Here is a 22519-nt window from a genome sequence, read left to right as displayed (position 1 = left end):
AGGGATCAAGCATGTCCAATCAGATCAGGCTTCAGGCATTATCGGAATTTCTAAAATCAAGGCGTGCGGCCATCTCCCCGGCGGCGGCGGGGCTGCCGGAGGGCACACGCAGACGGACACCGGGACTCCGGCGGGAGGAGGTAGCACAGCTGGCCGGTGTCAGCAATACATGGTATACCTGGCTGGAGCAGGGCCGTGATATCAAAGTATCTCCGTCTGTGCTCGATTGCATTGCTGCGGCGCTGCAGCTCACCAAGGACGAACGGAGTTACCTGTTCGCGCTGGCTTTGGAGAGCGGGGCGGGAAACGCAGTCAATCCCCGGGAGGAGGAGCCGGTTATCCATCCGGCCCTGCAGAAGATTCTGCAGGAGCTGAAGACCTGTCCGACGCTGATCTCCGACCGGCACTGTGCCATTGTCGGCTGGAATGAAGCAGCGGCCCATGTGTTTCTTGATTTCGCCAAGCTGCCGCCCGAGCAGCGCAATATGATCTCTTTGTTATTTGTCCGCAAGGAGTTCAGACGGCTGGCTGTGAACTGGGAGCAGTTTGTCCGGGGGTATCTGTCAATATTCCGTGCCTATTACGGACAATATCTGGAGGACAGCTGGTACGATCAGTTCATTGCCGGGATGAAAAGCCAGCATCCTGAATTCAATCAGTTATGGGAGGAAAGCAGGGTAAGCTCTGCACCGGATGTAGTATTGGAATTCCGCCATGCCAAGGCAGGTAAAATGCTGTTCCATCTGACTTCACTCCAGGTGCAGGGGGCTGCGGATCTGCGCTGCAGCATCTACACACCGGCCGGAGATTCCAACACTGAGTCCAAGCTGAAACAGCTGCTGGAGCAACATTTGCAGTAGCGATAAATATTATTTATGGATTCATAAAAAACTATAAATATGCAATATAGAGTTTGAAGTTTATACTCCTTATATGAGATGAATTCCTGCGGGATCGTAAAAAGGGGCAAAGAACAATGGCTAAAGTAACAGGACTTGAAGGCGTAGTTGCCGGAGAAACAGATATCGGACTGGTGGATGGAGAGAAAGGCTATTTGGTATACCGCGGTTATTGGGCGAAGGAGCTGGCGGTAAGCAAAAGCTATGAAGAAGTGGCGTATCTGCTCTGGAACGGGCATCTGCCGGATGCGGAAGAGCTGGCGCAGCTTAAGCTGGAGATGGCTCAGCAGAGAGCAATTCCTGAATATATCTGCAGGATGCTGGAGCTGATTCCTGCCACTGTACCGCTGATGCTGGTGCTGCAGAGCACAGTTGCCGCACTTGGTGATGCCGAGAACAGCACCTGGCCGCCGACGCTGAAGCAGGCGGTGCGGCTGACCTCGCTTCTCCCGGCCATCATTGCATACAGATACCGCACTCTGCAGGGGCTTAAGCCGCTGGAGTCTCTTCCGGAGCTTGGCCATGCAGCGAACTACCTGTATCTGCTGACCGGACAATTGCCGGAGGAAGCACATGTGAAGGCGCTCAGCGCCTACCTGATTCTCTGCATGGAGCATGGGATGAATGCTTCAACATTTGCCGGGCGGGTGGTACTCTCGACGGAATCGGATATCAGCGCGGCAGTTGCCGGAGCGATCGGGGCGATGAAGGGGCCTCTGCATGGCGGTGCACCGTTTGAAGTGATTTCCATGCTGGAGGAGATCGGAACGAAGGACCGTGCGGAGCCATGGCTGCGTGGTGCACTGGATAACGGGGCGAAGCTGATGGGCTTCGGGCACCGGATCTATAAGACTAAGGATCCGCGGGCAGAAGCTCTGCAGATTGCTACTCTGGAGATGATCGGCAAGGATGAAGCGTTCGACCTTGCACTTCATGTCGAGGCTACAGCAATTGCCCTGCTGGAGGAATACAAGCCGGGACGCCGTCTGTTCACCAATGTAGAGTTCTACGCTGCAGCAATTCTGAAGGCTTTGGATCTCGCACCGGAGATTTTTACACCTACATTTACGGCAGGGAGAATTGTCGGCTGGACTGCACATATTTTGGAGCAGTCGGAGAGTAACCGGATCTTCCGCCCGCAGTCTACGTATACCGGTCCCATGCCGGCATCAGAGACAATTTCCTGACAGTCGGATCCCTTCCCCCCAGAGCACCAAAAAACATCCCCGGCCGCAAACAGCCGGAGATGTTGAACAAGGGAATGATAATGAGAGAGTATGAGGGGGGATACTCTGACATTAGATTTAGAAATCAGAGGTTGCGATCGAAATATAGCCAAATACAGGTCCGGCAGGTGTAGCTAACAGAGCAGCAACCAGCAGCAGGTTGACGGAAAGCGTCAAGCTGTTGAAGGCGGGAATGCTGTAAGTGACGACCGGGGCGTTAACGCGGGTGAGAACGAGATCTACAGGGAATGCAGAATCATTCTGTACGGTAACAGCAGCATTAATGCCGCCAGCCAGATTCTCGTAATAAGATTTGCCGACACCGGCAGCCAGAGAGAAATATTGCTGTGGTAATAAGATAGCCATGGTGATGACCTCCTTCTTTGTTTGATAGGATATTATATTCAGTGAGACTATGATTGCTAGAACGAATGCCTTGGGAGAATAACACATTTCAATAGTTAGCACTTGGATATTCATAGAGAAAGAGCCTCTCCCTTTGCCGGGCGGAGGCTCTTCTTATTGGAACTCTATGCGTATTACTGCTGTGATTCTGCGGGCTGCCCGGTCTTGTTCGTGTGTCTGCCATAGATGCGGTAGAGGAGAAGCCCGAAGAGCATTCCGGCAAAAGACATGGCGGCAATGCTCAGGTAGAGCACTCTGCCGCCAAAAGCCTGATAGATTGCCCCGCCTGCGTAAGAGGCCAGTATACCGGAAACTCCGAAGAATAACAGTGCGAGTACGGTCTGGCCTGTAGCCCGCCATTCTTCGGGAACAATACTGTACAGATACTGTATCGCTGCCGAATAGAAGACCGGGAAGGTCAGCAACTGCAGAACCTGCAGGTAAGTGAGCAGGTGCGGGTCACTGATCCAGGCAGAGAGGAAGAAGCGGAGGAAGTAGAAGGCTCCTGCGAACGTGATAATAATGAGCTCCTTCCCCTTTTTCAGCCAACGGAAGCTTAAAGCGAAGACAACAATCTCACTGATAGCCGCAATGAAAAAGGACTGGCCGACGAGTGCGGATTTGCCGCCCAGCTCCAGAATATACACCCCGATGAAGGTATCGTTCATTCTTGCCGGAACAGAGCTGATGAAGATGAGCACCAGAAACAGCAGCGTTTCCTTGTTGCTGAGGAATAGTTTTAGGCTGTCCAGCGTGACCGGTTTGCCTGTAACCGGCGCGTCCGGCATTCTCCAGCAGAGCAGGAAGCAGAGCAGGCTGGTTCCGGCAAACAGCACCCCAAGGCCGAATGCGCCGAAATAGAGCAGGCAGTAGCCGGTCAGCAGCGACATCACTCCATAGCCCAGCGCCCCGTAGGTGCGGATGGAACCGTAGCTGATTCCCGAAGACTCGGCAATGCGGAAATTAAGGCTCTCGGTCAGCGGATCAACCGGCATGAGGAAAAAGTACAGCAGCATGGCGACCAGAATCAGCTGAACATAGCTGCCCGAATTATACAAGAGGTAGCCGGTGACGGCTGAGCATAGCAGCAGAAGCAGAAGCACATTGCGGATCGTCCGCGTTTTATCACTGATCATGCCCCATAGCGGCTGGGCAATAATCGTAATAAAGCCTCCGGTGCCAATGACAAGGCCGATCTGTGCCGGACTAAAGTTCTGGCTGTCCAGATAGACCGGGAGGAACGGGATGAACATCGCCAGCAGGGCGAAGTACAGAAAGTTAAAGCTGCGCAGCAGATTCGGTGTGCTCATAACGTTAAGGAAACCTCGCATTTTTCATTAGAGATATACAGCTTTAGCAGAAGACTGCCTAGCCGCAGCTCCTCGCAGAGCCGGTTCAGTGAAGCTTAATCATTGTATCATGTGGAGGCGTTCCGGAGGACAAATAATATGTTACACTGAAATTAATATTAGTAGAGTTAAGGAGAATGACAACGATGAAGCTGGTGTCCTGGAATGTAAATGGTCTGAGAGCATGTGTCACTAAAGGATTTAATGATTATTTCCGGGAGAGTGACGCAGATATTTTTTGTGTGCAGGAAACGAAGCTTCAGGAGGGGCAGATTGAGCTAGACCATGGGGAGGAATATTCACAGTACTGGAACTATGCTCTTAAAAAGGGCTATTCCGGCACGGCTGTATTCACCAGAATTAAGCCGCTGTCTGTACGGTATGGCCTGGATAAGGATACCGAAGATGAGGGAAGGATTATAACGCTGGAATTTGCTGATTTCTACCTGGTCAATGTGTATACCCCGAATGCCAAACGCGATCTGTCAAGACTGGACTACCGGATGGAATGGGAGGACCAGTTCCGTGCTTATCTGCTCAAGCTGGATGCCGTCAAGCCGGTGATAGTCTGCGGGGATTTGAACGTAGCTCATCAGGATATTGACTTGAAGAACGCCAGATCGAACCGCGGTAATTCCGGATTTACCGATGAGGAGCGCGGGAAGATGACTGTACTGCTGGAAGCGGGCTTCGTGGACACCTTCAGATATTTCTATCCGGAGCTTGAAGGTGCCTACAGCTGGTGGTCTTATATGCCGAAGGTCCGGGAGAAGAATGTCGGTTGGCGGATTGACTATTTCCTGGCTTCTGAACGGTTAGCCCCGCGTCTCAAGGATGCGGAGATTGCCTGCAGTGTGCTGGGCAGTGATCACTGTCCGGTCGTGCTGCATCTGGAAGATCAGACCTCAGAGTAGTTTAGCTGCTTTTTGATTTCCGATTATTATTAGATAAAAAAAGCCGGTAACCTTAAACAGGTGACCGGCTTCTTGAAAATATAAGTATAGGCTGCGTACGATAACTTCGCTTTCGGTTTCTGTTTGGATCAGCGCTTCGGCATCTTGCTTTCATCCATGTACAGCAGGTTCCAGCGGTGGCCGTCCGGGTCGGCAAAGGCTGCACCATACATCCAGCCGTCGGTTTCCCCGGGCTGGCCAAAGATGCTGCCTCCGGCAAACTCCACTTTTTGAATGATTGCATTAACCTCATCTCTGCTCTTCGCACCAAGTGAGAATATTACTTCTGCATGATGTGAGGTATCTGCGATGGCTCCACCTGTGAATTTCTCAAAGGTGGTTTCCGGGAATAACAATATCGTTGTCTGGCCGATGTCAAGCTTGGCCCGTTCGTTACCAAAGCTTACCGCCTGAAACCCAAGCGCATTGAAAAAGGCAGTTGACCGCTCAACATCTTTGACCGGCAGGTTAATCCAAATATCCTGTGACATAGCTCGTAGCCTCCTGGAATCATTCTTCAATCCACTGTACCTACTATACCCTAGTTCAGGTGGCAGAAGCGAATCCGCCTGGCTCCAGGACAGGTGCAACCCGGTGTCTGGTTGCCTGCTCGAAGTCATAGGCGATACCGAGCAGCAGCGGTTCGCTGAACGCGGAAGCACAGAAGGTGATTCCCTGCGGACCTTTCGTGACATACCCGCCCGGAGCTATTATTCCGTTAGCGGTATAGCCGGCGGGAACAGTGACCAGCGGATAACCGGCTCTTGCCGCCAGGTCAGCGCCCATACATCCGGGTAACAGGATGGCGTGCAATCCGTAATGCTCCAGCGCATAATCGATCCCCTGTGCACCGGCCAGCGAACGGGAGAGGGCAAGCTGCTCCAGATAAGCCTCTTCGGTAATCCCGTCCCCGGATACATTCAGCCATTCCAGCGTATCCTGCCCGTATTTGAGCGCCGTTCCGCTGTGCTGCCGGTTGAAGTCAATCAGCTCCTGCAGGGAGTGCACAGGGGCGGACTCAGGCAGTCCGGCGAGATACGCATTCAGCCCTCTCTTGAACTCATACTGCAGCACTGCCGGGTTCCACTCCGCATGCTGCCCGGGAAGCTCAATGTGATCAATGATCTCTGCTCCAAGCTCTTTCAGGTCAGCTATGGCAGCCTCCATCACCAGCAGGGCCTCATCATCCAGTTCACTGTAATAAAAGCGCGGAATACCTATGCGTTTGCTCCGCACAAACCCGCTGTGCAGATGTACACAGTAGTCGGCGGCGGCTGCACTGCCTGCAGCCGCCGGCAGCGGTTCTCCGGAGCCGGCAATTACACCCAGCAGCAGTGCGGCATCCTTGACGGTCCGGCTTAGCGGTCCGGCAGTATCCTGGCTGCCGATACCCGGGATGATTCCTGTCCGGCTGACCAGCCCCCAGGTCGGCTTGATGCCGACAAGCGAGTTCTGGGCCGCCGGGCTGATAATCGAACCTGAGGTTTCTGTGCCGAGCGCAGCTGCTGTGAGATTGGCGGCAACGGCAGCAGCGCTGCCTGAGCTTGATCCGCCGACGAATAATTCGCCTGGACCGTAGGGGTTCAGCACAAGCCCGCCGCGGCTGCTGTATCCGGCCCACATGGAGCCGGACATGAAGTTCGCCCATTCGGTCATATTGGTTTTGCCCAGAATTACAGCACCTGCTGCACGCAGTCTTGTAATAACAACTGCATCTTCAGATGCGTAGGCTTCGGCTAAAGCAAGGGCTCCCGCACTGGTATGCAGTTTGTCAGCTGTGGCAATATTATCCTTGACCAGCACCGGGATACCGTGCAGCGGGCCGCGTAATCCGCCAGATTCCCGTTCCCGGTCCAGCATCCGGGCCACGGCAAGTGCATCAGGGTTTAGCTCCAGCACGGCATGCAGCAGGCCGTCCAATTGCCTGATCCGTTCCAGATATACTGTAACGAGCACTTCCGAAGACAGATTTCCCCGTTTCATTTCATGCTGCATTGCAGCGATATCGGCTTCGATAATCCAATCCAGTATATCCTGAACAGAAGCCTGCTGAGCTGGTTCATTAGTATTCATAACTATGGCCTCCTTTCTAAAGTTAACGGCCGTTAATGATTAAGCTGATGTAGGCTCCCCGGAGGCTGCCGGAAGGGCTTCCGGCCAGGTAATGGCAGTGCGCGTTCTGCTCCATTGCTCGTAGAACAGCGGCTTGCCGCGTCTGAACAGCCTTAGTACAAAGTGAATGGCGAAGACCAGATCTGCCGCCGCGGCAGCGCTGTGTATTGCTGTAGACCAGGCTGGTCCCAGCTTCAGCACGAACGCCGTGTCCAGCATTATAAAGTTAATTCCGCCAAGCACCCCGTACAGCAGCCCGTAACGGACCCATAGCCTCCATAGCTTAGGCGGTCCGCCGTCAGCAGCGGTAATCCGGATGCGGACGATCCATTTGCCGAAGGTCCGCCCTCTGGCAAGCAGGGGGACGAGCAGGAAATAAGCCGTGCTCACTGCCCAGAAGGATACCTTCAGGGAGAACAGGTTCAAGAGCAGTACTGCTGAGATCCAGAGTACCGCATCCAGCAGGCAGGCGATCCCGCGCCGGGTATAGGTTACTTTTTTGGCGGATAAGTCCTCTTGGCTGTCCAGCTGTTCAATCCGCGGCAGCAGCCCGGAGATCCACAAGGCGATCCTGAAGCCGACGATGCCGCCGAATGTATTCGTGATCAGGTCATCGATGTCAAAGACCCGGTATGGATGATCAAAGAACCCGTAAATACCGGTAACCTGGGTAATCTCGAACAGCAGCGACAGCACGAAGGAAAGCAGAATACACACGACCCAGCGGGTGCGGAAATAATAGCCGAGGAACAGTCCGAAGGGGACTGTTAGTAGGACATTAAAGGCCGCCAGCAGAAAATCCGTTTGGCTCAGCACCGTAAAATAACTGGCAGGGTCATCACGGGTAAGCTGCGTGTTCCGCAGAATATCCTGGATGAACTGCAGCGGGACCGGCTGAATTACGCTTCCGGAAGGCGGGGCATTATGGCGTGAATCCGGCATTGGCAGCAACACCAGGAAGAACGCATTCAGCAGATACAGCAGCAGAAGATACAGTACCAGCGCGCGGGTTTTGTTGATATATCCGTACCGGCGGTATTGTACAATCAGGAACGGCAGTGTAAAGAGCAGTGCGGCAAACGGAAAGGACATGAAAGCATAGGATATTGGAAAAAGATAGGTTTTGAACATGAAACACCTGCTGTCTGGTTTATGTATTGGACCGGAATACTTATCATACCAGAGTCATTCACCTCTTCACCTCTGGCTTGAAACGACTTCATTATAGAATTATTTAGTAGCTTGCTCAATGGATTTAATCATTCTAGCCGTTCTTTCCAGCATACATATGTCTGGAGAGGAGCGTGAGCAGAAGTGGAAAAGAAGGTTAAGCAGTATTATAAGCTCAAAGCAAAGCAGAAGGAGCAGGAGCAGGAGCTGGCCGGGCTGCGGCAGGAGATTCTGGATCATCTGAACGGGCAGGGCCAGGCGGAGGCGGTAATCGGCAGCTATAAGGTGAAGCTGGTGACGCAGCAGCGCAAGGAATATGATGATGACAAGCTCTATCAGACATTGTCTGATCCTGAGCTGTGGCGGCTGCTCTCCAGGGCAGATCCGGCCAAGGTGGCCAGCCTGGCTAAGCTGAAGGTGATTGCTGAAGAGAAGATTGCCCACACGTATACCGTTAAGCCGGTAACACTGCTGCAGGTGGATAAGCAATAACAGCAGGGCCGGCAGCAGATTGCTCCAGTATAAAGCTTTTCCGGAATCTGTTAACCCGGGAAAGCTTTTTGTACATGGAAAAAAGAAACAAACATGCTTGCGGCGCGTCTTACTATACAGCAGCCTCAATAGCCTGATAATGATGGAGGATGGAATAATGGATAAATTCCCGGCCGGAAAGAAGCAGACCCGGTATCTGGCCGTTATGGCGGCAGGACTGCTCATACTTTGTCTGATTGCCGTAGAACTTATATCTTCTAGAGCTCCTGCCGGAGCAGCAAAGGATGCAGCCATGCAGCTGGCGGAGAAGGTACAGCCGAATGTTACATTTGTCTATGACAGCTACCGCGTTACTGACAGCAAGTCTCCGGGATTTCCGCTGATTATAGCAGCTGAAGGGGCGGATGAGATTAGCCTGAGTGCAGACAGCGGCGGTTTCGTGGGCTGGAATCCGCCGGACTATACTGTACGCGGCTTGGGCACAGAGGTCACCGTTGCACCGGGGGATACCATCTACTGGACTCCGCTGACAGAAGCTTCCGCGCCGCAGTTCAGCAGCGGGTGTGAACTTACAGTGTCTGTTTACCGGAGCCGTTCAGTTATCAGCGAAGCGCGCATTATGATCCGCAGTGATGAGAATGGTGTATATACGGGAACATGGACAGCGGTCAATTAACACAGGCAGGGCTGGTAAACCATCGCCACCTGCTGTATTTTGCGTTAAAATAACAGAGGAGTTTGTTTACAGGGCCCCTAGACATTAGAGATACGGAGGAAGAGAAGACATGAAGGATTGTGATTTTGCTGTAATGCTGGAGAAATATGCCGAACTGGTCGTAAAGGTTGGCGTGAATGTTCAGCCCGGACAGGTGCTGATGGTTCATGCCCCGCTGGAGACGGCAGAGCTTACCCAGCTGATCGTAGGCAAAGCCTATGAAGCAGGAGCCAAATATGTGCTGGTGGACTGGGATGATGAAGCTGTAACACGCATCCGTTATGAGAAGGCTCCTGAAGATTCCTTCGGGTATTATCCGCAGTGGCATGCCGATATGCTGGAAGGCTTCGCCGAAGAGGGCGGAGCGATATTACATATTAAGGTTCCGGACCCGGAGCTGCTGCGCGGGATTGATTCTGCCAAGGTATCGACTGCGGTTAAGGCAGCAGCGCTGGCGCGCAGGAAATATCAGAACTATACCCGCAACAGCAGAATCAGCTGGTCGCTCATCAAGGCGCCGACACGCGCCTGGGCGGACAAGGTGTTCGCAGATCTGCCGGAAGAGCGCCGGATTGAGGCTATGTGGGAAGCGGTATTCCAGATGAACCGTGTAGGCAGTGAAGATCCGGTCGCCGCTTGGCGGGAGCATATCAGTGAGCTGAAGGTGAGCCAGGACCGGATGAATGCGAAACGCTACAAGAGCCTGCATTACCGTGCGCCGGGTACAGATCTGCGGGTGGAGCTGCCGGAAGGCCATCTGTGGCGCGGCGGCGGCGGGGAGAATGCGGCCGGGATATATTTTGTAGCCAATATGCCTACGGAAGAAATCTACACCATGCCGCACCGCACAGGTGTAAACGGAACGGTGACAAGCACGCTTCCGCTTAACCTGAACGGCCGGCTGGTGGACGGAATTACAATTACCTTCACTGACGGCAAGGTTACGGCTTATGATGCCGAATCCGGCCGGGAGCATCTGACCACGCTGCTGGATACCGATGAAGGTGCCGCGTATCTGGGAGAAGTAGCCCTTGTGCCGCACGACTCCCCAATCTCCAGGCTGAACAGGGTATTCTATAACACAGGTATCGACGAGAATGCCTCCTGCCATTTCGCTTTGGGTAGTGCCTACCCGGTGAATATTGAAGGCGGGACATCCATGACCAGCGAAGAGCTGCTGGCCAGAGGCGCCAATGTCAGCCTTACACATGTCGATTTCATGGTCGGCTCAGCCGAGCTGGATATCGACGGTGAGCTGGAGGGCGGGACTATCGAGCCGGTGTTCCGCCAGGGGAACTGGGTTCTGTAGAGACAGAGGCCGGAAACTAGCGGACAGAAGATTAGCATAATCAAGCGGCAGCGTTCTGGCTGCCGCTTGCAGGAAAGGCCGCAAGCTTCCCGGTCAGCCGGGGGGGCTGCGGCTTTTTTTGCTAAGATACGTCACTGGCACCAGAACTAAAGCTCTGCTTGGTGGAGTTAATTTGAATTTTGTGCTGCCACCTAAAACTGTTTGGATCAGCTCTCCGTCTAATTCATGTAATCATGATGGAGAGGAGAGGGAGAGATGACGATGTCCGGGGCAGAAATGAAACGGCTGACGGCTGCGGTACCATACGAAGAAGCGGATTTTGCCGAGGCGGTAATGGGTTACAGCGACCAGTTGTACCATATTGCCTACAGCTACCTGGGGAACCGTAACGACGCGCTTGAAGCTTTGCAGGAAACCTCCTACCGGGCCTGGATGAAACGGAAGACGCTGAAGGACCCGCTGGCATTCAAGACGTGGCTGATCCGGATCCTGATCTATGTCTGCATTGACGAGCAGCGCAGAAGGAAGCGAACGGTACCGACTGCAGCCGAGCACATGATGGAGCCCGTTATTCATAACAGCACTCATACGATGGAAATGCAGTGGGTGCTCTCACAGGTGAAGCTGAAATACCGTCATGTGCTGCTGCTGAAATATTATAACGACATGACTCTAAGTGAAATCGCTCTGCTGCTGAAGAAGCCGGAGGGGACAATCAAAACCTGGCAGCACAAAGGACTGAAGCAGCTGCGGGCAATCATGAAGAACCGGGGTGAGTGGGATGAACAATAGCAGGGAAGAGCAGCTGCTGCTGGCAGATGCAGCGCGTATTCACGGAGAAGCAGAGGCGGACACCGGCAGTCTGGCCATCAGGCGGGCGGTTCAGTCGGGCATAGAACAGGGAGGCTGGGAAAGCTGGCGGAGAAGATTACAACGGGGCTCTTTCGTCGGGCTGGCTGCAGCTGCGCTGGTTGCGGTGATCCTGTTTTTCCTCCCGCTTCTTCAGGATTCCGCTCCGCAGCCTGAAGCCCCGCGTGCAGCAGTCAATTGGGGCGGGCTGGAGATGTTCAAACGGCTCTATCCGTTTGATCATGAAGCGCCGACACTGGATTCGGCCATCCGGCATAATTATGTGCAGATGATTAATCAGAGTGCCGGGGCTGAAGGCTACCAGATTACGCTGAATGCGGTTATGGCGGATGAGAACCGGATCATCCTGTTGTACACAGCCAAGGTCACTGCAGGACAGGAAATCTACAATATTAGCAGTGCAAGGATTAAGGATCTCAGCACCGGATTTTATCTGGACAGCGAAGACCAGATCGGTGCCCATGATGAGCGGACCGGACCCGAGGAGAACCGTATCTATTACGGCCGCGGCGTCATCAGCCTGGACCGGAATAAGCCGTTCCCGGGCAAGCTTGAGGCAGACTTCCAGATCTCGTCGGTAGATCCCGGCAAGCTGAAGGACCCGAAGACCGGGACCATTGCCAAGGATATGCATTATTCGCCCAGACTCCATATCAGCTTCAAGCTGGACCCGAAGTTCAAGCAGCAGCCGACAATCATTGTTGAGCCGAAGGAAGACTTCATTCTGGACGGGATAGAAATGACCCTGGCGAAGGTGGAAATCTCCCCTCTGCTGATCCGGTCGGAAGTTGTAATCAAGAATGAGTCCGATGTAACCTGGCAGAACCGGCAGAAGACATTCCTTGCCGCCACCGGGGATGAGCTTCAGTCCGTTACCAAGGACGGAACCGTACAGCTGAAGATGTCGACGGGTCTCGGGAACTACGAGGGATATGAACGCAGATTCGCCAGCAATCTGCTGGATCAGCCGGAGTCTATTAAGCTTATAATGAGAAACGATAACGGCAAAGAGAAATATGAACTGAGCATTCCGGTTTGGCCGGAGTGAGCAGCAGCTCTATACTAAAAAAAGCTGACAGCCCCAGATACAGGCGGTCAGCTTTTTACCTCTAACACTGTCCGGCTTGTTCTTCCATATTATTAAACCGGAAAGCCAGCTTATGTCCGTCGAACGTCTCCCCGGTTCTCTCTGCAAATCTGCCCCGCGTGTAGCGGGTTAAAGTTTTTCTCCAGAAGGCCTGTGCGGTTATATTCTTATCTGCCGGATTCGTGAACAGCTCCCATTCGCCCCGGAACCTGTCAAATACCTGAATAGCAGCCTGCTCTGCGGTGCCTGTGCCCCGGAAGGGCTGCAGCACAAAGAAATCATTAACGAAATATTGTATACCCTGGGCACAATGCGGCGGCGTAGCGATCAGCACAAATCCTGCAGGATGCTCATCGGCCCGGATCAGAAAAGGGTACAGCACCCCCGGCTTGTCCCACCATATATTCTGGGCTTCATACTGTTCCGCCAGTGTGCGGCACTCCGGATCATCTTCAAATATGCCATGCCGGTTCGGGATATGCCCTGCTGTAAGCCCGTAATGCCCGGATAAATCATGCAGATAGAGCGGGTACATATTTTTGATTATATAAGCTTCATCCGCATTTGTAAGTCCCAGTTCTGTCTTCATCTTCTGCCTGCTTTCCATAGTTTGATAGTCTGCTGTTAATACTGTAACCTCTTACGCGGCTGAGGTCCTAGCGAGAACTCGGTTATAATCAAACTTTATCTAACAGTCCCGCTGGAAATGATAACGATTATCAATTAGAATAGGGTTAATAAATCTAAGCTTGCTATAACAGCCTGCAAAGCCTGTATAGCAGCGTTCCCGGGAGGAAATGAGCATATGTACATTCAAACCAGATCAATTATCGTTGAGCAGGGCAACAGCGCCACCGTAGTAGAACGCTTCAGTAAGCCTGGGGCGATTGAGGAGATGGACGGCCTGATCGATCTCAGTGTCATGGTCAATAAGAAGGCCAAAGACCAGGAGGAGGTACTCATTCTGATCCGCTGGGAATCGGAGGAGGCGTGGAAGAACTGGGAGAAGAGCGATGCGCATGTCCAGGGTCACAAGAACAGCAGAGGACAGGAAAAGCCGGCGTATATCCTCAGCACAACAGTAAATATGTATCAGGTACAGACGGTAAAAGAGGGCAAAGCTTACGGGCAGCGTCCATAAGCTGTGTAAATTCCATGCGTTTGATCTGGACGGCTGTGCTCCGGTATCTTGCTGTAATGCAAATTCCGGAGGCCTGTCCGGAGCGGCCGCATCCGTACCCTGCTTAACTGCCGAAGCTTTTCTTTCTGTCAAAGTCGGAAACGTTTCCGAAAATGTATTTACAGGTTATTTGGAAAATATTATACTTGTTCCAAATATCGGGAACGTTTCCGAAACAGAGAGGGCTGTATTCGATGCGCAAGCACAGAAGATGGATCGTTGGACTCGCCGGCATTGTGATTGTATTAGGGGGACTGGCATTCTTTTTTGCAGGGAATGATTCTACACAGGAAGGGGCGGCAGCTGTTCAGACTCAGGCTGTACATTCCCCGGAAGCGGTACAAAGTGTAACAGCGGGGAATGAAGGAACGGGCGAAACGGCGAAGCCTGCCACCCCCAAGCCAGATGAGCTTGCCGCTTTGGCGGCCAAGTATAGCGGACTCGGGCTGATTGATGCACATAATCATGATGCCAGCGGAGTGAGATACCTGGGGATGCTGTCTACCTGGAAAACCTATAACGTGCAGCAGGTGGTACTGTTCGGAGATGTCTCAGAGCCCAGTGCGGTCATGACGGACCGGATTTCATGGAGTGCGTATCAGCAGCGCCCGGACTTGTTCATTCCATACTTCTCAGGCTTTGATCTGCATGATCCAGGCAGCCTGTCAGTTGTGAAAGAGAATCTGGAGAAGGGCTTCTTTGGCCTCGGAGAGATCGCGGCAGCTTCTACTGTATCACCGGTGGTGTCTAAAGTAGCCTGGAAGGCAAATGATCCGATGGACGGCTACCTGCCGCAGATTTATGATCTGGCAGCCGAATATAAAGCGCCGCTGCTGCTGCATATTGATCCGCCAAGCGGCAAGCCTGTCGAGAAGCTGGAGCAGGCGCTTGCTGAGCACCCGGATACGGTATTTATTTTTGCACATATCAATGCCTATAATTCTCCGAAGGAGATTGACCGGCTGTTAGCGGCACATCCTAATTTGTATGCGGATTTCTTTGCCGGGTTCACCATGATTAAAGACAACCCGGAAGGCTTCATCCCGGTGGTGAAGAAATATCCGGACCGGTTCATGCTGAGTACAGACTCGGGTTATGGGCTTGAAAGTGAGAAGAAGGCGGTTGAAGCAATGTACCAGTTCATTGATTTGCTGGAGGACCCGGAGCTTGCCCGTAAAATAGCCCATGACAACCTGGATGCTCTGATTCAGGCCCAGCCGGTTACTGGGACTCAGCTGGACGCCTTACAAAAGCTTGAACTGGAAACCGGAGTCAAGCATCCGGCGGAAGGACTCACAAAGGTCAAGGCCGGACGGATTCTGGCAGAAGCAAGGAAAGGATGAGCTGAGATGGAAATGAAGCTGGAGGATATCGCTGCCAGACTGGGACTGTCGGTCAGCACGGTATCCAGGGCATTGAACGGCAGCTATGGAGTGCATCCCAAAACAATAGCCCGGGTTCAGGAAACGGCAGCAGAGCTGGGTTACGTTCCGAACCTCGGGGCTAAGCAGCTGGTAACCCGCAAAAGCAATCTTGTCGGTGTGTTCATGCCGGAGATTGAAGGCGAATCGAACAGGGAGTTTGAAGATATTTTCGCAGCATTTAGAAAAGCCTTACGCCTGTATCAGAAGGATATTTTGATATTCTCGGTACCCTTCCGGGATTATGAACCGGGCAGCCTGTCCAATTGGATCAGAATGCGCAATCTGCAGGGCTGTGTATTTATGCCGCCGTTCGCGGAAGAGCATCCTGTTATCAAGGAGGTGCTTAGGCTGCAGATTCCGGCAGTCAATATGAGCTCTGCGCTGGGAGCGCATTGTTCGCTGGTGGCTTCTGATGATCTTGAGGGCGGCCGGATGGCCGGCGCTTACCTGGCGGAACAGGGGCACCGGAATATCGGTTATATTAACGGGCCGGAGCACTTGTTTATCTGTAAAGAGCGGTACCGGGGCTTCAGGGAAGCCGTACTTTCCGGCACAGGGGCGGAGCATGGCGCTTCATTCGTGGAAGCCGGAGATTTCAGCGGCAGCAGCGGGGCCGGCGCAATCCTTACTCTGCTGAACAGAGAACCCGGGATCACGGCTGTATGCTGCGCCAATGATCTTATGGCTATGGGGGCTATTATGGAGCTTGGCCGCAAAGGGCTGACGGTGCCCCGCGATCTCTCGGTAATCGGGTATGACGGAGCTTTTTTCACCGCGTACACCAATCCTCCCCTCACGACCATACGCCATAATTATGAAGCGATTGGAACCCGCGCGGCTGAACTGCTGGTAGAAGTGATGAACGGCGGACCCGGCAGAAGCCTGAAGCTTGTTCCGGAATTGGTCAAAGGGGAGACGGTATCGCGTCAAAACGGATCTGTTCCAATATAGAACTCCATTACATCCATGGTTGTTTTACCTACAAGCAGATTTCCGTCACCGGTCCATTTCAGCAGGCGTCCGCTTCCGAGCTTCACTGCTTGCCTTGTCTGCTGATTAAGCAGCCAGATATCCGAGTGATTGCCCTGAACCGCATAATATACAGGATGCTCTCCCGGCTCAGGCAGGAAATGCAGCTCAGCCGGGAATTTTACCTGTCCGGCAGCTTCCTCAAAGAGGTGCAGCAGGTCAGGAGAGAGCGCTGGTTTCTCCCGGAACTCCATCTGACGGGTCTGTATATTCACCAGATTCACACCGCCATTACCATACTGCTCGTATCCGCCCGCCGGAACGGCGAGTGTTACAGGGTCCTTCCAGGCCATGGGATAGATGAACAGAAATCCGTCGCTGTGGCTTTGGACACTGGCCTTTTGAATATTGACTAATGAATTTCCCTTTCGGTCCAGTACAATCAGATCGGCGTTAGGGCCGATGTACGGCTCTGAAGCAACCAGCAGGGCGGCCATACTGTTATCCGGTGAAGCAGACATCCCGTAAATCGGCCGCTCAGCTGAGTACAGCTTTTGGGCTGCTCCGCTTTTTATATTGACAAGGTATAAAGTCCGGTTTCCATTGACTGCAAATATTTCATCATTCAGCAGCCTGTCTGCATAGAGTACGTTATTTCCATAATCATTGCCATAGCCGGTCTCTGCGCCTGTCCAATCCGGTGCCGGCCATGACATAAGCGTTCCATCCTCCAGCAGAAGCTCAGGCTGCTCATTAGCCATGCGATAGATAAACAGCTGAGCCTCCTGCCCGTGACCGGTCTGCACAGGTTGAAACAGGTTAATGTTATCTGCAGCCCATTCCTGAATAATGTTCCCCTGCTTCCCGATCAGCCGGACACCAAGGAAAGAATCATAGGAATCCTGGGCAGCAGGCGAAGCGGAAGGGACAGGTGAAGCGTTCTGTTGTGAATTGCAGCCGCCGAGTACAATTATGCAGAGAAGCAATAGTAGGGTTAACCTGATGCTGCGGTTCATAGATTCACTCCATTTCCTGTGTCTGGGATTAAATCCCTGTTGTAGAAAATAGACGCGAATATTATTGCGAAGTTGCATTTCCCCGCGGCAGCTCAAATCTCCAGTCCACATCTGTAAAGTTCATCTCCGTAACCGTACGGATGAGCGTCAGCTCCCCGGGTACCGAAGTCATGCCGTCAACAATCAGATACACAAGGTCGGTATTCTCATCACGCTGCCCGAAGGTTACAGGGTCCCCGTCCCGGTAAGAGCCCCAGCGGAAAACTTCATATTCAGTCCCCTCATTGTCGCGGGCCGTCCATTCATCCAGATCGAACCCGTTGCGGAATGAGCCGCTGATTGCCATCCAGGCGGACGGCCCCGGCATGGCCTGCGTTTCTGTGATCTTGATAGTATTCACGTTCAGACTGTCGCCCTGTGCTGTAAATACAGCAGCTGCTGTCTTCAGGAGTGCAGGCTGAAAGGTCAATGAATCCTCTGTCTTAACCGGGATGGAGAAGCCGTCGAGTACAAAGTAGACCGGTTCATTCCGGTAAGGCAGCTCGTTCATATAGTAGGTCCAGTGAATCTGAAGGTCCTGGCTGTCCCTGATTATTGCAGGATATCCGCTATATTTACTGCTGACAGGTTCTCCAATCGTCTGGCCCTTGGCATCCTCGAAATGATATTTGACCCCGAGGTTCACTCTGCGGTTCTCCGGCACTCGGGAAGCCAGCCCGGCGGTCAATGTGGTGCTGAACTCGAGTTTCACGCCGGCCGGAGAATGGGTGATCATGTTCATCTGAATATTTAATCCGTCCTTTGTTGCATAACTGAATTTATTGAGATCCGTAGTTTCTGTCAACGCTTTGGCGGTTGTCATATCTGCGGCATAACTAAAGCTCCAGTCACCGCTAATCGGCGCATTGTTCTTGGAGTCCTTCATCAGTTCATGAACCATTCCGACTACGTGCACGGTGTCTCCGGGCGGCTCGTTCTTGAAATAATAGGTCAGCAGCAGATATTCCTGCCTGAACTGATCCCCGGCAAGCTTCGTATCCATATGATTGATGGACTGCAAATCACCAATCTGCTCCCCTTGCTCATTCTGAAGCTGCAGCTGGCTGACATCGAAACGGGCCATCATCTCTTCGGCGGGCAGCCCGCTGGCATCGGTAATTCGGAGATTCAGCATCATCCGGTTAGGGTCGGCAACGACCTCCTGGAGTGTCAAAGTGTATCCCTGATCCGTAACCTCAATGTCAGGCTGTTTGATCACCCCGGCCTTCTTGGCTTCCAGCAGCCGGTGATCGGTCCACTCGGAAGGCAGGAGCAGCAGCCTCTGGGATGAAGCGGTCTGTACCTGCGGCGGACCCTTAGTGACGGAGGGGATTAGCAGCAGATACGTGAGAACAATAACAGCCGCTGCGGATCCTGCCAGCAGGGCCGCTATAGGCAGCTTTCTGCGTTTAGGGTCAGCCGGGTAATCCGGTGCTGTCTCTGATGCAGCCGGCAGAATCTCCGTCTTGCGGATTTGCTCCATGACCCTGCTTGTGAAATCTTCATCCATGGTCTGATCATCATGCCGGAAGGGAGGCATCATCATATCCTCATCCGTCATATCCGGAAGCTTAGCATTATCTTGTGTATGGTAATCCCATTTTTTCATTGGAATCCTCCTTTGCTGTGGGCCATTGTTTTTTGAGCTTCAGCCGGGCGCGGTGCAGGCGGTTCTTCACCTGATGGAGGTTCATTCCCGTAACTGCAGAAATTTCCTCATACGTAAGCTCACCCGTGTAGCGCAGCAGGAGGACAATACGGTAACGCTCCGGAAGCCGGTCCAGTTTTTTTTGCATCTCCAGCTTGTTTTCCTTGATCATGTACCGTTCTTCAGGTGTGGGCTCCTCTGCCCGCTGCTCCGGGAACACTCCTCCGGTAAAAGAAAATGACTTGCGGCGCTTCTGGGATTTGAACCGGTTGATGGCGATGGTGTACAGCCACGCGGAGAAGCTGCTCTGCCCGTTATGGCTGCGCAGCTTCTGATAAGCCTGAATGAAGGTATCCTGCGCCAGATCCTGCGCATCCTGATGGCTTGCTCCAAGCCCCAGCAGCAGACGGTATAATCCGGATTTGTACTGGTCCACCAGTACAGCGAAAGCCTCCCTGTTTCCTGCCAGCACCTCGGCAATAATCATTTCAGTGTTGTCTTGGTCCCTCATCTATTGCCTCCAGTTGGACTTATTTACTTATAAGACGCTCTCAAGGAATATTATTTCTCACTTTTTTTCAAAAACAAGGCGATTTTCTCATGGCTGCGTTCGAATGTAAAGAATCCCTTCCATTGGCATGGAAGGGATGGAGTGCCGGCTATGCTGCCGGCATTAATGTGTCAAGCTATACACGAGAATTGCCTGCTGCAGATAGATCAGGCTTTTTTTGAAGCCGAAGCCGGCGAAATAGGGCGAAGCAATTGCATCCTCGCTGACCTCCTCATTGCGGAAGAACGGAGGGCAAGGGTTCAGCAGTGCACCGGGCCTGGCCTGTCTCATCCGCTCAAGCGTAATCTGATACCGGGTGATGTATTCCTCATTCAGGAAGCTTTCCGGCAATGAATCCGTAAGAAGGATATCACTCTCCGGGAGTACCTGTTCCAGACTGGTATAAAAGTTATAGTTGGCGTTCTCCGTACCCAGCTCCTGGCCTGCTGTACAGACATGCTTGAAATTCAGGTTCAATACTTTGGCGGCTTCCATCCAGGTTCGGGAGATGTTGCCTGCCGGTCCTGCGAAGGTATAAGTCAATTCGCGGTAATTCTCCCGGCTGCAGCGCAAGGCATACAGGTCAGCCAGAATCTCGCAGGGATGATTATGCGCTGTCATAGCGTTGATTACCGGAATCGCTGCATGAGCAGCCAGCTCCTCCAGCTTGGTTATATTAGGGTGCCTGACAATGACCGCGTCACCCCAGTTCTCCAAATAGCGGATCATGTCACCGGGGGATTCCCGCTTATCCAGCGTCTGGGGCGGAAAGGTAATGTAATCCCCGCCTAAATCCCGGATGCCTTTCTCGAAGCTGACCCGGGTCCGCAGGCTGGTATCAGGAAAGAACAGGATCATGGTTTTACCCTGGAGCAGCGGCTGGGCGGTCCTGGAACGGAGCTGGTCCGTTAAATCGAAGATTTCGAGAATCTGCGCGGCCGTAAGACTGTCTATGTTCAGAAAATGCATATATAAATCCTCCTGAATCGTATGTATATGATAACAACTGTATAAATATACAATACTTTGGAAGGATATACAATGCAGATTCTGCAAGCTTTTGCGTAGGAAATTGTGTCAGCCGGATACTCCAATGGCAATGGCCGGAGATAGGGCAGGGTCGAGCAGACGCATCAGCTTTAGCAGGTTGGACTCAGACATGGCGATGCAGCCGGCGGTCGGCTTGTCTTCCGCCTTCCAGATATGCAGAAAGATGGCACTGCCCTTGCCTGGCACCACCGGAGCATCGTTATACCGCAGAATCACAGCATATTTATATAGCGGCTGCCGGAGCCGTTCATATGATTGCCAGTGCAGATCCGGATTACCGGAGTAGGATACCCATTGATTGTACTGGACGGAGTGCGGATCATCGATCCAGTAATCCTGCCCGGTCGTTCTGATATAGGGAAGTTTGAGACCGCCGGGATCTGCTGCTGATCCGAAGCTTGAACCGAGCGGAAATACTCCGGAAGGTGTCCGTTTATCGCCTTCCCTGGTTTTGCCGATGCCGCCGCTTCCCAAGGTTACCGGGATGCCGGGGAGAATGGATATCCATTGTCCGTCTACCTTCTGCAGGAGTGACAGCCGGCCTGTCTGTGCACGGGGAGAGACCGCTTCAACGACGATTATCTGGCTGCTGTGCAGCATTTCTGCTTTGTAGGGCCAGGATTCAGAGAACCCGGCTGCAGCGGCCTTAGAGCTTCCGGCAGAGCATACAGCAAGCAGAAGCAGTAGCGGCATTAGGATTACGGCTAGTACGACAGCAGGCAGTTTGAAGTGTTGACGGCGCATAACTCATCCTCCTTTGAACTTTATTACCTCTGAAGCACTCCGGAGAATCGCTCCGCCGCTGATTTTCCGCCCGCCAGCAGTCAGCGGGCAAGCAGGCGGCAAGCAGAAACAGAGCAGGGCGGGAAGTCCGCCGCTGCTCTGTGGATTTTTTATAAATGTTGTAAGTTTATAAACCCAGCGTATTGCCTTTCTCCAGCCGCTGAATCTGCTGCTCACCGCTGTCCGCCAGCTCGCGGAACTGGCTGATCGTTTCCCGCATCTTAGGCAGTGCCTCCTGTTTATAGGAGCTGATGGAATCCAGTGCGGACAGTACATCACTGAAGGCCTGCTTCAGCGTTTCGGCAGAGATGCTGGTCTCAAGCGACTGTTTGTGGATCGCCGCGCCTTGATCCTTCAGCATTTTGGAGGTGCCGCTGATCAGATTATTGGTGGTCTCATTCAGCAGCTCGATTTTTTTGAGCACAATCTTCTGGTTATAGAGGGCGCTGGCAACCGTAACGGAGATTTTGAGTGCTGAGACGGTAACATTTCTCGCACGGTCAACGCCGCGGATCAGCTCCTTGTTGTTGCGTATGACGACCTCGATCGCCATAATGCCCTGCTGGTTCACGGCCAGCATCTGCTGCAGGTCCATCACCCGCTGCCGCAGCGGGAAGAGTACCTCTTCGGTAATGAACCGGATTCGCTCTGCGTCTTCATTACGCTGTCCGGCGGCTTCTATCTGCCGTTCAATCTCCTGATCCATCAGCAGTCCGAGCTGAATTTCCTTCTGCAGCCGTCTGGTCAGCTCACGCAGATTATGCTGCTCGATTTCAAGTGTCGTATTATCATTCTTCAGAACGGCTTTGCCCTTATCCAGGGACAGAATAATATCCGAGATGACGCTGTCGGCCTTCTGGTATTTCGCGAAATAGCTGCGCAGGGGATGGAAGAACTTGCCCAGGAACCCGCTTTTGGCAAAATCCAGCCCGCTCGGGTCCAGATCCTTCAGCTGCAGCTGCAGCTCTGTCAGCCCCTTGGCAACCTGCCCGCCCTCGTCGCCGGTCTTGGACAAATTGCCTACAGAGACCTGCAGCAGTGCATTTGTCTCCGATGAGGAGCGCATGGTGCCCATTCCGAAGCTGTCAATCGACTGCAGTACCGCTTTGCGCTTCTCCAGTGAGGAAAAATCAAGCTCCAGAATGCTGGTGACATTGCTGATTGCCTGCTCCTTCAGCTCCGTAACCTCGGCAGGCTCAGGCTGAACCTCTGCTTCAATGACGGATTTCAGCTTCTCTCTGCTGGGTATTTCCATTGAAAATGACATGGGGAA

The 22519-nt window shown here is 53.0% G+C and carries 23 protein-coding genes; 11 read left to right on the top strand and 12 right to left on the bottom strand.

Annotated elements, in window-relative coordinates:
* Window positions 1-11 precede the first annotated feature (11 nt).
* Complete coding sequence (locus tag LOS79_RS10290; RefSeq protein WP_315419012.1) at window positions 12-860, top strand: helix-turn-helix transcriptional regulator; 849 nt, start codon at window positions 12-14, stop codon at window positions 858-860.
* Window positions 861-976: 116 nt separating this feature from the next.
* The gene (locus tag LOS79_RS10285; RefSeq protein WP_315419010.1) at window positions 977-2086 is read left to right on the top strand and encodes a citrate synthase/methylcitrate synthase; all 1110 of its coding nucleotides are present in this window, start codon (window positions 977-979) and stop codon (window positions 2084-2086) included.
* Between the two features lie 117 nt (window positions 2087-2203).
* Here the strand turns inward: LOS79_RS10285 and LOS79_RS10280 are convergent, their stop codons facing one another.
* Both LOS79_RS10280 and LOS79_RS10275 read right to left on the bottom strand, forming a co-directional pair.
* A complete protein-coding gene (locus tag LOS79_RS10280) occupies window positions 2204-2491 on the bottom strand; it encodes a hypothetical protein (protein ID WP_315419007.1) in 288 nt (95 codons plus the stop codon).
* Between the two features lie 173 nt (window positions 2492-2664).
* Window positions 2665-3840, bottom strand: a complete 1176-nt coding sequence (locus LOS79_RS10275; protein WP_315419004.1) for an MFS transporter — start codon at window positions 3838-3840, stop codon at window positions 2665-2667.
* Window positions 3841-4025: 185 nt separating this feature from the next.
* On the opposite strand from LOS79_RS10275, the gene LOS79_RS10270 reads away from it, so the two are divergent.
* Window positions 4026-4793 (top strand): exodeoxyribonuclease III, encoded by a 768-nt coding sequence (locus LOS79_RS10270; protein ID WP_315422128.1) that lies wholly within the window; start codon window positions 4026-4028, stop codon window positions 4791-4793.
* 128 nt (window positions 4794-4921) lie between these two features.
* Here the strand turns inward: LOS79_RS10270 and LOS79_RS10265 are convergent, their stop codons facing one another.
* From LOS79_RS10265 to LOS79_RS10255, 3 genes are read right to left on the bottom strand one after another with little or no spacing between them, the layout of a single operon-like run.
* Complete coding sequence (locus LOS79_RS10265; protein WP_315419002.1) at window positions 4922-5323, bottom strand: VOC family protein; 402 nt, start codon at window positions 5321-5323, stop codon at window positions 4922-4924.
* Between the two features lie 55 nt (window positions 5324-5378).
* On the bottom strand, window positions 5379-6905 hold the full coding sequence (locus tag LOS79_RS10260; protein ID WP_315418999.1) for an amidase family protein: 1527 nt from the start codon (window positions 6903-6905) through the stop codon (window positions 5379-5381).
* 39 nt (window positions 6906-6944) lie between these two features.
* Window positions 6945-8075 carry a VanZ family protein gene (locus LOS79_RS10255; RefSeq protein ID WP_315418997.1) on the bottom strand — a complete coding sequence of 377 codons (1131 nt, stop codon included), beginning with the start codon at window positions 8073-8075 and terminating at the stop codon, window positions 6945-6947.
* Window positions 8076-8258: 183 nt separating this feature from the next.
* Here LOS79_RS10255 and LOS79_RS10250 point away from each other — a divergent pair, with 183 nt between their 5' ends.
* The 5 genes from LOS79_RS10250 to LOS79_RS10230 all read left to right on the top strand — a co-directional run bounded on the left by LOS79_RS10250 (window position 8259) and on the right by LOS79_RS10230 (window position 12548).
* The gene (locus LOS79_RS10250) at window positions 8259-8606 is read left to right on the top strand and encodes a hypothetical protein (RefSeq protein WP_315418994.1); all 348 of its coding nucleotides are present in this window, start codon (window positions 8259-8261) and stop codon (window positions 8604-8606) included.
* Between the two features lie 157 nt (window positions 8607-8763).
* Complete coding sequence (locus LOS79_RS10245) at window positions 8764-9282, top strand: hypothetical protein (protein WP_315418993.1); 519 nt, start codon at window positions 8764-8766, stop codon at window positions 9280-9282.
* A 109-nt stretch (window positions 9283-9391) separates the two neighbouring features.
* Window positions 9392-10630, top strand: a complete 1239-nt coding sequence (locus LOS79_RS10240; RefSeq protein WP_315418991.1) for an aminopeptidase — start codon at window positions 9392-9394, stop codon at window positions 10628-10630.
* A 255-nt stretch (window positions 10631-10885) separates the two neighbouring features.
* Window positions 10886-11422: a sigma-70 family RNA polymerase sigma factor gene (locus LOS79_RS10235; protein WP_315418988.1), complete on the top strand. Its 537-nt coding sequence runs from the start codon at window positions 10886-10888 to the stop codon at window positions 11420-11422.
* Window positions 11412-12548 carry a DUF4179 domain-containing protein gene (locus tag LOS79_RS10230; protein WP_315418986.1) on the top strand — a complete coding sequence of 379 codons (1137 nt, stop codon included), beginning with the start codon at window positions 11412-11414 and terminating at the stop codon, window positions 12546-12548. The genes LOS79_RS10235 and LOS79_RS10230 overlap by 11 nt, the downstream gene beginning before the upstream one ends.
* Before the next feature lie 61 nt (window positions 12549-12609).
* Here LOS79_RS10230 and LOS79_RS10225 read toward each other — a convergent pair whose 3' ends face one another.
* A complete protein-coding gene (locus LOS79_RS10225) occupies window positions 12610-13176 on the bottom strand; it encodes a GNAT family N-acetyltransferase (RefSeq protein WP_315418984.1) in 567 nt (188 codons plus the stop codon).
* A gap of 216 nt (window positions 13177-13392) precedes the next feature.
* Between LOS79_RS10225 and LOS79_RS10220 the strand changes: the two genes are divergently transcribed.
* The 3 genes from LOS79_RS10220 (at window position 13393) to LOS79_RS10210 (ending at window position 16142) form a co-directional block, all read left to right on the top strand.
* Window positions 13393-13728, top strand: a complete 336-nt coding sequence (locus LOS79_RS10220; protein ID WP_315418981.1) for an antibiotic biosynthesis monooxygenase — start codon at window positions 13393-13395, stop codon at window positions 13726-13728.
* Between the two features lie 233 nt (window positions 13729-13961).
* Window positions 13962-15110, top strand: a complete 1149-nt coding sequence (locus LOS79_RS10215; protein WP_315418979.1) for an amidohydrolase family protein — start codon at window positions 13962-13964, stop codon at window positions 15108-15110.
* Between the two features lie 6 nt (window positions 15111-15116).
* Window positions 15117-16142, top strand: coding sequence for a LacI family DNA-binding transcriptional regulator (locus LOS79_RS10210; RefSeq protein ID WP_315418977.1), 1026 nt, complete (start codon window positions 15117-15119; stop codon window positions 16140-16142).
* On the opposite strand, the gene LOS79_RS10205 is transcribed toward LOS79_RS10210, so the two are convergent.
* The 6 genes from LOS79_RS10205 to LOS79_RS10180 all read right to left on the bottom strand — a co-directional run bounded on the left by LOS79_RS10205 (window position 16118) and on the right by LOS79_RS10180 (window position 22513).
* Window positions 16118-17176: a hypothetical protein gene (locus tag LOS79_RS10205; RefSeq protein WP_315418975.1), complete on the bottom strand. Its 1059-nt coding sequence runs from the start codon at window positions 17174-17176 to the stop codon at window positions 16118-16120. The two genes, LOS79_RS10210 and LOS79_RS10205, sit on opposite strands and share 25 nt — an antisense overlap.
* A 61-nt stretch (window positions 17177-17237) precedes the next feature.
* Window positions 17238-18824 (bottom strand): DUF4179 domain-containing protein, encoded by a 1587-nt coding sequence (locus LOS79_RS10200; protein WP_315418973.1) that lies wholly within the window; start codon window positions 18822-18824, stop codon window positions 17238-17240.
* Window positions 18793-19374, bottom strand: a complete 582-nt coding sequence (locus LOS79_RS10195) for an RNA polymerase sigma factor (protein WP_315418971.1) — start codon at window positions 19372-19374, stop codon at window positions 18793-18795. The genes LOS79_RS10200 and LOS79_RS10195 overlap by 32 nt, the downstream gene beginning before the upstream one ends.
* Window positions 19375-19536: 162 nt before the next feature.
* Complete coding sequence (locus tag LOS79_RS10190) at window positions 19537-20382, bottom strand: ornithine carbamoyltransferase (protein WP_315418969.1); 846 nt, start codon at window positions 20380-20382, stop codon at window positions 19537-19539.
* A gap of 108 nt (window positions 20383-20490) precedes the next feature.
* Window positions 20491-21207 (bottom strand): L,D-transpeptidase family protein, encoded by a 717-nt coding sequence (locus tag LOS79_RS10185; protein ID WP_315418965.1) that lies wholly within the window; start codon window positions 21205-21207, stop codon window positions 20491-20493.
* Between the two features lie 166 nt (window positions 21208-21373).
* The gene (locus LOS79_RS10180) at window positions 21374-22513 is read right to left on the bottom strand and encodes a toxic anion resistance protein (protein ID WP_315418963.1); all 1140 of its coding nucleotides are present in this window, start codon (window positions 22511-22513) and stop codon (window positions 21374-21376) included.
* Between the last annotated feature and the right edge of the window lie 6 nt (window positions 22514-22519).

It is taken from the genome of Paenibacillus sp. MMS20-IR301 (assembly GCF_032302195.1).
Classification (GTDB): domain Bacteria; phylum Bacillota; class Bacilli; order Paenibacillales; family Paenibacillaceae; genus Paenibacillus_AQ.
The sequence above is the reverse complement of the archived record's forward strand: the minus strand, read 5'-3'. Positions and strand labels throughout refer to the sequence as shown.